Source organism: Pikeienuella piscinae (genome assembly GCF_011044155.1).
Classification (GTDB): Bacteria; Pseudomonadota; Alphaproteobacteria; order Rhodobacterales; family Rhodobacteraceae; genus Pikeienuella; species Pikeienuella piscinae.
On the sequence record NZ_CP049056.1, the window covers coordinates 1,319,918 to 1,334,251 of the forward strand.

Below are 14,334 nucleotides of genomic sequence, written 5' to 3' on the forward strand. Positions count from 1 at the left end.
CCTGAAGGAGGATGATCACATGATGAAGAAGCTGGCACTGGGCACGGCGCTCTGCGCGCTTGTCGCCGGGGCGGGATACGCCCAGGAGATCAACGTCAAACTGGGCGTGCTGAACGACCGTTCGGGCATCTATTCCGACCTGACCGGCGAAGGCTCGGTCGTCGCCGCGCAGATGGCGGCCGAGGATTTCATGGCCGAGGAGGGCGGACTCAACATCGAGATCGTCTCCGCCGATCACCAGAACAAGCCGGACATCGGCTCCAACATCGCCCGCAAGTGGTATGATGAAGAAGGCGTGAACGCGATCCTCGACGTGCCGACCTCATCCGTCGCGCTCGCCGTCGCGCAGATCACCGCCGACAATAACGGCGTTCTCGTCAATTCCGGCGCCGGCTCCACCGCGCTCACCCGTGAGCAGTGCCTGCCGACAACGATCCACTGGACCTATGACACCGCCGCCCTCGCCAACGGAACCGGCAAGGCGATGACCCTCGCGGGCGGGGAGAAATGGTTCTTCCTCACCGCCGATTACGCCTTCGGCCATTCGCTGGAGGAGAACACCGCCGCCGTCGTCGAAGCCAATGGCGGCGAAGTCGTCGGCACCGTCGACGTGCCGTTCCCCGCCACCGATTTCTCGTCGTTCCTGCTGCAGGCGCAGGGCAGCGGCGCCGATGTGATCGGCCTCGCCAACGCCGGCGGCGACACGGTGAACGCGATCAAGCAGGCTCAGGAGTTCGGCATCACCCAGGCCGGGCAGAAGCTCGCCGCGCTCCTGTTCTTCATTACCGACGTTCACGCGCTCAGCCCTGAAACCCGGACGGGTCTTTCGCTGACCGGCGCCTATTACTGGGACCAGGACGAGGGCGCGCGGGAATGGTCGGCCCGGTTCCTGGAGCGTCACGGCTCGATGGCCAGCATGGTTCAGGCCGGCGTCTACTCCAGCACGCTGCACTATCTCCGCGCGGTCAAGGCTGTCGGCACCACCGATGGCGAGACGGTCGCGGCGAAGATGAAGGAGACGCCTTTCGACGACGTCCTCTTCGGAAAGGGTCATATCCGGGGCGACGGCCGTGGTATCCACGACATGTATCTCTACCAGGTCAAATCGCCTGACGAGTCGACGGGCGAGTGGGATCTCTACACCACGGTCGCCACGATCGCGGGCGAGGACGCCTTCCTGCCGATGCTGGAAGAGTGCGACTTCACCAAGAAGTAAGATCCTAACGCGCCGCCGCCCCTCGGCCTTCACCGGGGGCGGCGGACACTTACAGACGACAACGCATCGGGACGCCGCCATGTTCGAGCTTCTGGGAATTCCGCCGCAGGTCCTTATGGGGCAGCTTCTGCTCGGCCTCATCAACGGGTCGTTCTACGCGGTTCTGTCGCTGGGGCTTGCCGTGATCTTCGGCCTGCTCAACATCATCAATTTCGCGCATGGCGCGCTCTACATGGCGAGCGCGTTCGTGGCGTGGATGCTGTTGAACTATCTCGGAATAGGTTACTGGCCGGCTCTGATCCTGGCGCCGCTCATCGTCGGCGCGTTCGGGATCGTGCTTGAACGCACCATGCTGTCGCGGCTCTATCAACTCGACCATCTCTATGGATTGCTGCTCACGTTCGGGCTGGCGCTCATCATCCAGGGGCTGCTCCACAACTTTTACGGCGTGTCCGGGCTTCCCTACCAGATCCCCTCCCAGCTGGCGGGCGGCCAGAATCTCGGCTTCATGTTCCTCCCCAACTATCGGGCCTGGGTCGTCGTCGCGTCGGTCGTGGTCTGCTTCGGCACCTGGTTCATCATCGAAAAGACGCGGCTTGGCGCCTATCTGCGCGCCGCCACGGAGAATCCCGCGCTGGTTAGCGCCTTCGGGATCAACGTGCCGCTGTTGATCATGCTGACATACGGTTTCGGCGTGGCCCTCGCCGGGTTCGCGGGCGTGCTGGCGGCGCCGATCTATTCGGTGAACCCCAACATGGGCGCCGACCTCATCATCGTCGTATTCGCGGTGGTGGTGATCGGCGGCATGGGTTCGATCATGGGCGCGATCGTGACGGGTTACATGCTCGGCGTCGTCGAGGGTCTGACGCGGGTGTTCTATCCGGAAGGCTCGGCCGTGGTGATCTTCGTCATCATGGCGATCGTACTGCTGATAAAACCCGAAGGTCTGTTCGGGAGGACCGCGTAATGGCTGTGCAGGATACCAACGCCGATGTCGGCGCCATGATCGCGCCCCCCACGCCGCAGGCCGCGGGAATGCCCACGCTCCACAAGGCGATCTTCGCCGTGCTGCTGGTCTTTCTTCTCGTCTTGCCGTTCATGGTCTATCCGGTCTTCGCGATGAAGGTGATGTGCTTTGCGCTTTTCGCCGCCGCGTTCAACCTGCTGCTCGGCTTCGGCGGGCTGCTGTCGTTCGGTCACGCGGCCTATTTCGGCGGGGCGAGCTATGTCGCTGCGCACGCCGCCAAGGTCTGGGGCCTGACACCAGAGCTTTCGGTGCTCTGCGGCACGGCGGCGGCGGCGATTCTCGGGCTGGCGATCGGCGCGCTGTCGATCCGCCGGCAGGGCATCTACTTCGCCATGGTCACGCTGGCCTTCGCGCAGATGGTCTATTTCTTCGCCCTGCAGGTCCCGTTCACCGGCGGCGAGGACGGCATCCAGTCCGTCCCGCGCGGCGCGCTCTTCGGGCTCATCTCGCTCGAAAGCAACATTTCGCTCTACTTCTTCGTGCTCGCCGTGACTTTCGGCGGTATCCTCTTCCTCTACCGCATCGTCCATTCGCCCTTCGGCCAGGTGCTGAAAGCGATCCGCGAGAACGAGCCGCGCGCGATTTCACTGGGTTACAACGTAAACCGTTACAAGCTCATGGTGTTCGTCCTGTCCGCCACCTTCTCCGGGCTGGCGGGAGCGACGAAAAGCCAGGTGTTCCAGCTCGCCTCCCTGACCGACGTACACTGGATGATGTCGGGCGAAGTGGTGCTGATGACCCTGCTCGGCGGGATGGGCACCGTCTTCGGCCCGTTGGTGGGCGGCGCAGTGATCGTAACGATGCAGAACTATCTCGCGACCTTTGGCGCCTGGGTGATGGTGATTCAGGGGATCATCTTCGTGCTCGGCGTCCTCCTGTTCCGCGAGGGCATCATCGGCGTGATCTCACGTTGGCTGAAACGTCCGCTCTGACCCGAGGCCTGCGGCCGGCGCGACCGCGTGTCGGGGCTTCGGGCGCGGCGACGCTCAGCGCCGCCCTCGCCCGGTGTTTTCTCCATATGGCTTGGTCTCGGCGAAATGAGTGATTAGGCTTCCGCCCGGTCGCAACATTTTCCGAACGCGGGGCATAGATGCCGTCCAGAAGCAACTTCCTCGCGCCAGGCGCCGATATCCGGGTCGAAGGCGCCCCGGACGGGCCGCTCCGCGGCAGGACTTTCGTCGCGAAGGATCTGTTCGATGTCGCCGGCGCGCGGACTGGCGCCGGCAATCCGGATTGGGCGCGCACCCACCCGATGGCGACGAAAAACGCGTGGGCGGTGCAGAAGCTGCTGGACGCGGGCGCGACCCTTGTCGGCAAGACGATCACTGATGAGATTTCGCTCGGACTTCTGGGTGAGAACGCGCATGATGGAACGCCGCTGAATCCCCGTGCGCCTGACCGCGTGCCGGGCGGCTCGTCCTCCGGTTCAGCTTCAGCTGTCGCGCAGGCGTTTTGCGACGCTGCGCTCGGAACGGACACCGGCGGCTCGGTCCGCGTTCCCGCCAGTTTCTGCGGCCTTTACGGCATCCGTCCGACCCATGGACGGTTGCCGCTGCAGGGGATGGCCCCGCAAGCGCCGAGTTCGGACACCACCGGATGGTTCGCGCGCGACGCCGCCACATTCCTCGCCGTCAGCCAGGCGATGCTGGATGAGCGGCCGCCCACCGCCCTGCCGAACGAGTTGATCGTCGCCGTCGATGCGTTCGGTTTCGCGGACGAGGCGGTGCGCGACGCACTCGCGCCCGCGGTCAAGCGGCTCGGCGCGCTACTTGGCTCGGTGCGCGAAGACCTGCTCGCGCCACAGGGGCTTTCGGTCTGGGGGCGCGCGCAGCGCACTCTCCAGATGGCGGAAGCATGGAAGACCTTCCAACCCTGGGTCGAACAGGAAAACCCGCGCTTCGCCTTTCTTGTCGCCCGTTCGCTTCTGGCCGGATCGATGGTCGAGAAGGCGGATCTCGCCTGGGCGGCCCTGATGCGCGACGAGGCGCGGGGGCGGCTCGCGCATCTGCTCTCGGGCGACGCGATTCTCTGCATGCCGACCACGCCCTCGGTCGCGCCGCTCCGGGGGCAGCCGCTCCCCGTTCTCGACCGGGCGCGTGACCGGATCAACTGTCTCGCCGCGCATGGCGGCCTTGCGGGGCATCCACAACTCAGCCTGCCTCTCGGCGAGGCGGAGGGCGCGCCCGTCGGCCTTTCGATCATCGGCGCGCGGGGCGCGGACATGACCCTCGCCGCCGTCGCGCAAGCCTTGGAGGATCAGCGATGACCACCCCGGACCGGACGGCGAACATCCCCGAAGTCGTGGAGGAGATCCGCCAGCTCTTCGAACGCTACGAGACCGCGCTGGTCGAGAAGGACGTCGGCGTTCTCGACGACACGTTCTGGCGCAGCCCGCACACGATCCGCTATGCGATGCACGAGAACGGCTACGGATTCGACGAAATCCATCGCCACCGGACCGCACGACCGCCCGGACCGGGCTTGAAAGGGGCGCGCCGCCGGCTTGAAATCCTGACCCTCGGCCGGGATTTCGCCAGCGTCAATCTCGAATTCCAGGTGCGCGACCGGGATATCGTCGGACGGCAAAGCCAGACCTGGGTGCGCTTTCCCGATCTGGGCTGGAAGGTCGTCTCCGCCCATGTCTCGACCGTGAACCCGGAGCCGCTCTGGTGATCCAGCCCGGCCGCTTGGAAGGCGCTCTCGCGGCGTCCGCCTCGGTCAGTCCGCCAGCGTCGCCAGCATCCCGGCCATGATCCGCCCGCGGGATTCGAGCGTCGGGACATTGATGTGCTCGTTCAGCGTATGGATGCCCGCGCCTTCGACGCCGAGCCCGTCCAACGTCGGGAACCCGAGCGCGCCGGTGAAATTGCCGTCGGAGCCGCCGCCGGACGCTTCATGGTAACTTTCGATGCCAAGCTCGGCCGCGAAGCCCTTCATCATCTCGTAAAGCGCCATCGTTTCTCCGTTCGGCTCCCAGACCGGGCGGGTGACGCCGCGCGAAACATGGAACGCCACCTCCGCGTCGGCGTCCGCCATCGCCAGCATCTTCGCCACGCCTGCATCGAGATCCTCCTGTCGCTTGGCCATCGACAGCACCTCCGCCTCAGCGCGCGAGGAGACGCAGTTCACCCAAGTGCCGGCGTGCAGGACCCCGACAGAGAACGTGCAATCCTCGCCGGTCATCGCCTCGATCTCGATGATGCGCCGACACATTTCGCGGATCGCCGAGCGGCCCGCCGAAAGCTGCGCGCCGGCGTGGCTCGGCTTGCCGTCGGTGGCGATGTTGAAGCGGGCGATGGCGTAGCGCCCGGTCGTGCAGCCGCCGCCCTCCCGGCCCGGCTCGGGCACCAGGATGTATCTCTGCCGCGCCGCCTCCGCTTCGACCAGATCGCGCGCGGAGGGCGTGCCGATCTCCTCTTCGCTGGTCAGCAGGATGGTGACCGGCAGCGGCGTCTCCACCCCGACACGCGCGAGGACGCGGAGCGCCTCGAGGCTCAGATACGTCCCGCCCTTCATGTCACAGATGCCCGGCCCGTAGGCGCGGTCGCCCTCACGCCGATAGGGCAGCGCCTCCAGCGTCCCGATCGGGTGCACGGTGTCGAGATGCGCCATGATCAGCACGCCCGGCTCACCCTGGCGCGTGTGGGGCATCCGGGCGCGCACGCAGTCGCCCCAGCCCATACGGCCGGGAATCCGCTCGATCGTCGCGCCCATCAGCGCCAGATCGCGTGAGGCGACATCCATCATCCGGTTCACGGCGGCGGGAACAAAGGTTGGGCTTTCCGTCTCCACCCAGACTCTCAGGCCCTTCAGCATGGCCTCCACGTCGAAAGGCAATTCAGCGATCTTCATTCTCTGCTCCATTCGGTCTCAGGACGCTTCCGCCACTGGGCGGAAACGCGCGAAATCCCAGTCGCGCCCCGGCGCCGCGTCGATAAGCGCGCGAGTATAGTCGTTGCGCGGGGCGCCAAGAACCTCGGCTGCGGGGCCGTATTCGACCACCTCGCCTTTCTGCATCACCATCACGTCGTCGCAGATCTGCGCCGCGACCCGCAGATCGTGCGTGATGAACAGGAGCCCGACGCCCAGCCGCTCCTGAATCTCCGCAAGAAGATCCAGCACCTGCGACTGAACAGAGACGTCGAGCGCGGAGACCGCCTCGTCGGCGACCAGAAGATCGGGGTCCATCGCCAGAGCGCGCGCGATGGCGATGCGCTGGCGCTGGCCGCCGGAGAACTGATGCGGGAAGCGGTCCACGGCGCTGGCCGGCAGGCCGACAAGCTCCAGCAGCTCGCGTGCGCGCTTCATCGCCTCCTTCTGCGGCACGCCGAAATTCGTCGGCCCCTCGGTGATCGACGCGCCGACCTCGATCCGCGGGTTGAGAGAGCGGAACGGGTCCTGAAACACGATCTGCACGCGTTTCCGGTGCGGCTTGAGCGCCTTCTGGCCGAGTGTCGCGATCTCTTCGCCCGAAATCCTGATCGAGCCTTCCGTCGGGTCGATCAGCCGGACGATGCAGCGCGCGACGGTGGACTTGCCGGAACCGGATTCGCCGACGATGCCGAGCGTCCTGCCCTGCCGCAACGAAAGATCGACGCCCTTCGCCGCCACCACCTCGCGGCCCTTTCCGCGCCAGCCGGGGGCGCCGTAGACCTTCCCGAGGCCCTTCGTCTCCAGCACGGTGGGCGCATCAACGACCGGGCGCGGCGCGCGCGGCGTGAGGTTCGGCACCGCCCGCAAGAGCTGCCGGCTGTATTCGGTGCGTGGCGTGCGCAGCAACTCGCCGACCGGGCGCGTCTCCTGCACTTCGCCAAGGCGCAGGACCGTCACGTTGTCGGCGATTTCGGCGACGACGCCCATGTCATGCGTGATGAAGAGAACCGCCGCGCCGGTGGTTTCGCGTAATTCGCGGATCAGCGCGAGGATCTGCTTCTGCGTCGTCACATCCAGCGCGGTCGTCGGCTCGTCCGCGATCAGAAGCTGTGGCCGCAACACCAGCGCCATCGCGATCATGATGCGCTGGCGCTGACCGCCCGAGAGCTGGTGCGGGAAGCTGGCGTAAAGGCTCTCGGGCGATGGAAGATGCACCTCCTCCATCATCTCGATCACCCGCCGCCGGGAAGAACGATGGTCCAGCTTCGTATGGGCCTCAAGCACCTCGGCGATCTGCTCGCCGACACGGTGAACCGGGTTCAGCGCCGTCATCGGCTCCTGAAAGATCATCGACATCGCGCTGGCGCGCAGGCCCCGAAGCCGGGACGAGGAAGCGGCCAGAAGGTTCTCTCCTTTCAGCAGAATCTCGCCCTGCGTCGCCTTCAGCGCACTCGGCAGAAGCCCCATCGTCGCGAGCGCGGTCAGCGATTTGCCGGAGCCGGATTCGCCGACCAGGCACATCGTCTCACCCGGCTGGATGCTGAGCGAGACGCCTTTGACCACCTCCGCCGCCGAGTCGCCGTCCAGCGCGATCCGGAGATCGCGGATTTCGAGAAGCGCGTCGCTCATCGGTCGATCCCCCGTTTCGCCATTCGCGGGTCCAGCGCATCGCGCACCGCGTCGCCGACGAGATTGATGGCGAGGATCGTGATCGAGACGACGAGCCCCGGCCAGAGGATGATGCCTGGATTGATCTGAAAATAGATCCGCCCCTCGGCCATGATGTTGCCCCAGGTCGGCGTCTCCGGGTTGATGCCGGCGCCGAGAAAACTGAGAATCGCCTCCACCAGGATCGCCGCAGCGCAGATATAGGTGCCCTGAACGATCAGCGGCGCGATCGTGTTCGGAAGAAGATGGCGGACCAGGATCCGCCATGTGGACGAGCCGGCGGCGATCGCCGCCTCGACATAAGGCTCCTCGCGCGCGGAAAGCACGACCGAGCGAACCAGACGCACCACGCGCGGCACCTCGGGAACCGTAATCGCGACGAGAACCGTCCAGAGCGACGCGCCCCAGAGCGACACGATGGCGATGGCGAGCAGGATGCTCGGGATCGCCATGAGCCCATCGACGATCCGCATCACCACCGCGTCGAGACGCTGGAAGAACCCGGCGGCCAGCCCGATGACGAGACCGAGCGCCACCGCCGCGATCGCCGCGCCAAGCCCGACGACGAGCGAGATTCGCCCGCCATAGATCACCCGCGAAAGCAGATCGCGGCCGTAGGCGTCGGTGCCGACAAGATATTCCGCCGAAGGTGGTTTCAATCTCTGGCTCGGGTTCAGCCGGACGGGATCATGCGGCACGATCAGCGGCGCGAAGATCGAGACGAGGATGATGATGATAAGCAGCGCGGACGCGATCGCGACGATCTTGCTGGAGCCGAGGATTCCCAGCGCCTGCCCGAAGGAAGATGGTTTCGCCGGCGCGTTGAATACGGCTTCTTCGCTCATGCGTAACGGATCCTCGGATCGAGAAAGACATAGGCGATATCGATCAGCAGGTTGATGACGACATAGACCAGCGAAGCCAGCAGGATCACCGCCTGGATCACCGGGTAATCGCGCGCCAGCACCGCATCCACCGTCAGCCGCCCAAGCCCCGGCAGATTGAACACCGTCTCCGTGACGACGACGCCCGAAACGATCAGCGCGAAGCCGATCCCGATGATCGTGACGATCGGCACCGCGCAGTTCCGGAGCGCGTGACGCATCAGAACCCGATGGTCGCTCAGCCCTTTCGCATGGGCGGTGCGCACGTAGTCCTCACCGAGGATCTCCAGCATCGAGGTTCGGGTGATCCGCGCGATCAGCGCGATATAGAGCAGCGTCAGCGTCACTGTAGGCAGCGTGATCCGGGCGGCGAACGGGCCGAGCCCTTCAGAGATCGACTTGAAGCCCTGCACCGGGAACAGGTTCAGATCGAGCGCGAAGATCGAGATCAGGATATAGCCGATCACGAAAACCGGCACCGAGAAGCCCAGCACCGAGATCGCCATGACGAATCTGTCGATCAGCGTCCCCTGCTTCCATGCCGCGACGACGCCGAGCGGCACCGCGATGACGATCGAAAGGAACATCGTCGTGAGCGCGAGGCTGATCGTCGGGTCCAACCGGCCCTTTATCATCTCCATCACCGGCTTGCCGGACAGCACCGATTTGCCGAAATCGCCCTGCAGCAGGTTGCCGATCCAGGTGATGAACTGGACATGCAGCGGGTCGTTCAGGCCGAGGCTCTCGCGTATGCGCTCAAGCTGTTCGGGCGTCGCCGCGTCGCCGGCGATGATCGCCGCCGGATCGCCCGGCGTCAGCCGCAGCAGGAGAAAGACGAAGAGCGCGACGAAACCCATGACGGGGATCGCGGCGAGTATACGGCCGATGATATATCTGAGCATCGCGCGCCTCCAATTCAGGGAGATGGCCCGCCCCGTCAGGGACGGGCCGCAGAACCGGCGAGGCGGCTATTCCGTCTTCGAGATGTTCCAGAACAGAGGCGCCGGCGCATCCAGCACGCCTTCCAGCTTGTTGGACCATGCGCTCGGCACGATGTACTGGCCGATCGGAACATACATCACTTCGTCATAGCCGAAGGCCTGAAGCTCCTCCGCGATCTTCTTCTGCTCCGCGGGATCGGTGGACCGGGCGTAGGCGTCGCGAAGCTCTTCCGCCTTCGGGAGGTCAGGCCAGCCGAACCAGCCGCCATTCTCCGGGCCGCGCCCGTTCACCATGTTGTTCACGATCGGGTTGAACACATCCGCGCCAACCCAGTTGGTAAAGAACATGTTCCAGCCGCCATCGGCGATCGGGGCCTGGCTGGCGCGTCTTCCGACAAGGGTCTGCCAGTCCATCGCCTGAAGATCGACCGTGAAACCAGCATCGCGCAGCGCCTGCGCCGCGACGACCGGCTGCGTGCGCAGCGTCGCGACATCGGTCGGGTGCATGATGACCACCGGCGTGCCGTCATAGCCGGCTTCCTCCAGAAGCGCCTTCGCCTTGTCCATGCCGGTGCCGTTCACGAAATCGGCGGAGCCGACATCGGTTTCCAGAGGCGTACCGCAGATGAACATCGCGCCGCAGAGCTGATAGAGTTCGGGGTTGCCGATCATCGCATCCATGAAGTCCTGCTGGTTCAGCGCCTCCAACGCCGCCTGCCGGATCAGCTTGTTGTCCATCGGCGGATGCAGGAAGTTCGGCCGCATGATGGTCTGATATCCGAGAAGGTTCAGGTTCTTGACAGTAAGGTCGGGACTGCCCTGAAGAATCGGCAGAAGATCCGAAGGCGGGCTTTCCCAGTAGTCGATCTCACCGGATTGGAGCGCGCTGAGCGTGGTCTGATCGTCGGGCATCACCACCCATTCGACGCGATCGACCTTCACGACCTTGCCGCCGGCGGCCCAACTCGCGGGCTCGTCGCGCGGCACGTAATCCTCGAATTTCTCATAGACCGTGATGACGCCCGGCTGGAATTCGTCCTCGACGAAGCGGAACGGGCCGGAGCCGATCTGCTCGGCCACCGGCTCGGTCGACGGCGTGTCGGCCAGGCGCTTCGGCATGATGAAAGGAACGTTCGAGGAGGGCTTGCCGAGGCTGTTGAGCACCAGCCCGTAAGGCTCCTTCAGCGTCATGACCATCACGTTGTCGCCGTCCGCGGACATGTCGGCGACGAAGTCCATCAGCTTCTGGCCCATGCCGTCACGCTCGCCCCAGCGCTTGATGGAGGCGATCACGTCCTCGGCGGTGACCGGCGCGCCGTCATGGAACTTCAGCCCGTCGCGGAGCGTGAACGTATACGTCAGACCGTCTTCGGAGATTTCCCAGCTCGCCATCTGGGGCTGGACCTCGAAGTTCTCATCCATCGCCACCAGCGTGTCGTAGACCATGTAGCCATGGTTGCGCGACATGTAGGCGGTGGTGATGATCGGGTCGAGCACGCGAAGGGCGGAGTGTTTCACCGCCCGGATCGTCTGCGCTTGCGCGGCGGTTCCGAGCAGCAAGGCGCCGACCGCGGCGGCGGCGGACAAGCGCGCGGCGTTACCCAGCACGCTTTGCAGACCACTCCATGGATTCGATCTTGTCTTATTGTTCATTTGAAACTCTCTCTCCGTTGGATATTCGACCCGAACAACCGGGTCGGGGGCCGTGTTCTTTTTCCGTTTCTTTACAAAGGATGGCCGCACGACTTAAGCGTTGTCAACAAACCTCGGATTCAATCCCGCAAGCCCATGACTGCGGTAGAAATTCGTCTGCGGAGGATACGCCATGACGAGCATGAAGCCCCCCGATTCCGGGGCGAACGCGGCGATCAGGCGCGCTGTCGAAGCGGGATTCGAGGCGCAGACCCGGTTTCTCGCGGAGCTGGTCGCGATCCCCTCGGTCCGTGGTCAGGAGGCCCCGGCGCAGGACATGATGGAGGCCGCGCTCCGCGAACGCGGCTACGCCGTCGACGCCTGGACGATCGACCCGGCGGCGCTCGCCCCCCTTCCCGGCTTCGGTCCGGTCACGCATGATTTTTCGCGCGCCCGCACCGTTGTCGGCTCATGGCGCCCGGAAACGGCGACTGGCCGGTCGCTGATTCTTCAGGGCCACGTCGATGTGGTGCCGCCGGGTCCGCTTGAGATGTGGACGACGCCGCCTTTCGAACCCGCGATCAGGAACGGCTGGATGCATGGCCGCGGCGCCGGCGACATGAAATCCGGACTCGTCGGCGCGCTCTTCGCGCTCGACGCGATCCGCGCCGCCGGCTACGCGCCTGCGGCGCCGGTGCATCTCCAGTCGGTGATCGAGGAGGAGAGCACCGGTCTCGGTGCGCTCTCCGCCTGCCAAAGGGGTTATCGCGCCGACTGCGTGCTCATACCGGAGCCGGGCGACCATTGTCTGACGCGCGCCCAGGTCGGCGTGCTCTGGTTTCGTCTCCGGGTGCGTGGCCGGCCCACCCATGTCGCCGTGGCCGGGACCGGATCCAACGCCATCACCGCCGCGATGCGGATGGTGGAAGCGCTTCAGGGGCTGGAGGCCGAATGGAACGAACGCGCGAAAGCGCATCCGATTTACGCGCATGTCGATCATCCGCTGAACTTCAATCCCGGCGTCATTTCCGGCGGCGACTGGCCCTCATCGGTTCCGGCGTGGTGCGATGTCGATTGCCGCATCGGCATCCTGCCGGGAGCCAGGATCGAGGACGCGCAGGCGGAGATACAGGGCTGCGTCGCACAGGCGGCCTCAGGCGACCCGTTCCTGCGGGAGAACCCGCCTGAAGTCGTCTGGAACGGCTTTCTGGCGGAAGGCTGGGTGCTTGAGAACGCCGAGGAGCCGGAGTCGGTGTTCGCCGACGCCTTCTCCACGGTCTTCGGCGCGCCGGCGCCCGAGGAACGGCTGATGACCGCGCTGACCGACACGCGGTTCTACGGACTCTACCACGGGATGCCGGCACTCTGCTGGGGGCCGATCGCGGAAAACATCCATGGATTCGACGAGCGGGTCGATCTCGACTCGGTCAAACGTTCAACCGAGGTGATGGCGCTCTTCATCGCCTCCTGGTGCGGATTGGTGAAAGCATGAACTCCTCGACGAGACCGCCCCGCGTCGCCATCGGCGGCTTCCTTCATGAGACGAACACCTTCGCGCCGAGCCCGGCGACGCTTGCATGCTTCACCGAAGGCGGCGGCGCCGGCGGCGTTTTCGAGGGCGAAGCCGCCGTCGCGGCGCTCCGCGGAGTGAATGTCGGCTTCGCCGGCGCGCTGGCGTATGGCGAGACCGCCGGCTGGGAGGTGATCCCGACCGTCTGGGCCGCCGCCTCCCCCTCCGCGCATGTGACGGAGGAGGCGTTCGAGACGATTACAGGCAAGCTTCTCGCCGGGATCGAGGCGGCGTTGCCGCTCGCCGGGGTCTATCTCGACCTGCACGGCGCGATGGTGACGACGCATCGCGACGACGGCGAGGGCGAGATCCTCGCCCGCGTCCGCGCGCTGGTCGGGCCGGATGTCCCTATCATCTCCAGCCTCGACCTCCACGCCAACGTCACGGCCCGAATGGTCGAGGAGGCCGATCTCCTTGTCTCCTACCGCACCTATCCGCATGTCGATATGAACGCCACCGGCGCGCGCGCCGCCCGGGCGCTCGGCCGACTGATCGACGGCGCGGCGCGCCCTTTGAAAGCGTTCCGCCAGGCGCCCTATCTCTTGCCGATCGCCTGGCAATGCACTGACATGGAGCCGGCGCACGGGCTCTACGCGCAGATGGAGGCGTGCGAAGGCGACTGGCCGATGAGCCTGAACATGGGCTTTCCGGCCGCGGACTTCGCCGATTGCGGCGCGGCCGTGACCGCATATGGCGACACCGCCGAAGTGGACGCGGACGCGCTGATGGCCGCAGTCGTGGCAGCGGAGCCCCGCTTCACCGGCCGCGTCTTCGGCCCTGACGAGGCGGTCGCCGAAGCCATCCGCATCGCCCGGACCGCGAACCGGCCGGTGGTGATCGCCGACAGCCAGGACAACCCCGGCGCCGGCGGCGACAGCGACACGATGGGCATGGTCCGCGCGCTCCGTGCGGCGGCGGCGGATATGGCGCGCGCGCTGCCGGGCGCGCCCGGCCCAGCCATCGGTTCGATCTACGACCCTGCGGCGGCGGCGGCGGCGCATGAGGCCGGCGTCGGCGCCCGCGTCCGGCTTTCGCTCGGCGCTAAATCACGCATTCCCGGCGATACGCCGCTGGAAACGGAATTCGAGGTCGAGGCGCTTTCCGACGGACGCTTTGTCTGCCCCGGCCCCTATCATGGCGGGCAGGAGGTTCAGATGGGCCCCTCGGCCTGCCTAGTGCTCGATGGCGTGCGCATCGTGGTCGTCTCCGCCAAAGCGCAGATGGCCGACCAGGCGATGTTTCGGCAGGTCGGGATCGAGCCGAAGGAGGCCGCAATCCTCTGCGTGAAAAGCTCGGTGCATTTTCGCGCCGATTTCGATCCGATCGCGGAGACGATCCTTACCGCCGCCGCGCCGGGGCCGATGCCGGTCAGCCCGGCCAGCCTGCCCTGGAAACGGCTCCGCGCGGGCGTGCGGCTGGAGCCTCTCGGCGCGGCCTACGCACCCTGAACGGGCGGGACTCGCGCAGAGCTCGCGCATTTGGTCGCCGGACGGGGCGAAGTTGAGCAGAAGCCCCATCTATTC

The 14,334-nt window shown here is 65.9% G+C and carries 12 protein-coding genes; 7 read left to right on the top strand and 5 right to left on the bottom strand.

Annotated elements, in window-relative coordinates; translation table 11 throughout:
- The first annotated feature begins 19 nt into the window (after positions 1-19).
- From G5B40_RS06420 to hpxZ, 5 genes are all read left to right on the top strand, one after another.
- On the top strand, positions 20-1,216 hold the full coding sequence (locus tag G5B40_RS06420; RefSeq protein ID WP_165096486.1) for an ABC transporter substrate-binding protein: 1,197 nt from the start codon (positions 20-22) through the stop codon (positions 1,214-1,216).
- Positions 1,217-1,295: 79 nt separating this feature from the next.
- Positions 1,296-2,183 carry a branched-chain amino acid ABC transporter permease gene (locus tag G5B40_RS06425; protein ID WP_165096489.1) on the top strand — a complete coding sequence of 296 codons (888 nt, stop codon included), beginning with the start codon at positions 1,296-1,298 and terminating at the stop codon, positions 2,181-2,183.
- A 35-nt stretch (positions 2,184-2,218) separates the two neighbouring features.
- On the top strand, positions 2,219-3,175 hold the full coding sequence (locus tag G5B40_RS06430) for a branched-chain amino acid ABC transporter permease (RefSeq protein WP_165103331.1): 957 nt from the start codon (positions 2,219-2,221) through the stop codon (positions 3,173-3,175).
- A 158-nt stretch (positions 3,176-3,333) separates the two neighbouring features.
- Complete coding sequence (locus G5B40_RS06435; protein ID WP_165096491.1) at positions 3,334-4,509, top strand: amidase; 1,176 nt, start codon at positions 3,334-3,336, stop codon at positions 4,507-4,509.
- Positions 4,506-4,916 (top strand): oxalurate catabolism protein HpxZ, encoded by a 411-nt coding sequence (hpxZ, locus tag G5B40_RS06440; RefSeq protein ID WP_165096494.1) that lies wholly within the window; start codon positions 4,506-4,508, stop codon positions 4,914-4,916. The genes G5B40_RS06435 and hpxZ overlap by 4 nt, the downstream gene beginning before the upstream one ends.
- A gap of 45 nt (positions 4,917-4,961) precedes the next feature.
- Here the strand turns inward: hpxZ and G5B40_RS06445 are convergent, their stop codons facing one another.
- The 5 genes from G5B40_RS06445 to G5B40_RS06465 all read right to left on the bottom strand — a co-directional run bounded on the left by G5B40_RS06445 (position 4,962) and on the right by G5B40_RS06465 (position 11,262).
- Positions 4,962-6,095, bottom strand: coding sequence for a M20/M25/M40 family metallo-hydrolase (locus G5B40_RS06445; protein ID WP_165096497.1), 1,134 nt, complete (start codon positions 6,093-6,095; stop codon positions 4,962-4,964).
- Positions 6,096-6,113: 18 nt separating this feature from the next.
- Positions 6,114-7,745, bottom strand: coding sequence for an ABC transporter ATP-binding protein (locus G5B40_RS06450; protein WP_165096500.1), 1,632 nt, complete (start codon positions 7,743-7,745; stop codon positions 6,114-6,116).
- Entirely contained in the window at positions 7,742-8,629 is an 888-nt protein-coding gene (locus tag G5B40_RS06455; RefSeq protein ID WP_165096502.1) for an ABC transporter permease, read from the bottom strand. Before G5B40_RS06455 ends, G5B40_RS06450 begins: the two co-directional genes overlap by 4 nt.
- Positions 8,626-9,570 carry an ABC transporter permease gene (locus G5B40_RS06460; RefSeq protein WP_165096505.1) on the bottom strand — a complete coding sequence of 315 codons (945 nt, stop codon included), beginning with the start codon at positions 9,568-9,570 and terminating at the stop codon, positions 8,626-8,628. Before G5B40_RS06460 ends, G5B40_RS06455 begins: the two co-directional genes overlap by 4 nt.
- Before the next feature lie 66 nt (positions 9,571-9,636).
- A complete protein-coding gene (locus tag G5B40_RS06465) occupies positions 9,637-11,262 on the bottom strand; it encodes an ABC transporter substrate-binding protein (RefSeq protein WP_165096508.1) in 1,626 nt (541 codons plus the stop codon).
- Between the two features lie 172 nt (positions 11,263-11,434).
- On the opposite strand from G5B40_RS06465, the gene G5B40_RS06470 reads away from it, so the two are divergent.
- The gene (locus tag G5B40_RS06470; protein ID WP_246209725.1) at positions 11,435-12,733 is read left to right on the top strand and encodes an ArgE/DapE family deacylase; all 1,299 of its coding nucleotides are present in this window, start codon (positions 11,435-11,437) and stop codon (positions 12,731-12,733) included.
- Entirely contained in the window at positions 12,730-14,259 is a 1,530-nt protein-coding gene (locus G5B40_RS06475; protein ID WP_165096512.1) for a M81 family metallopeptidase, read from the top strand. The genes G5B40_RS06470 and G5B40_RS06475 overlap by 4 nt, the downstream gene beginning before the upstream one ends.
- The last annotated feature ends 75 nt before the right edge of the window (positions 14,260-14,334 follow it).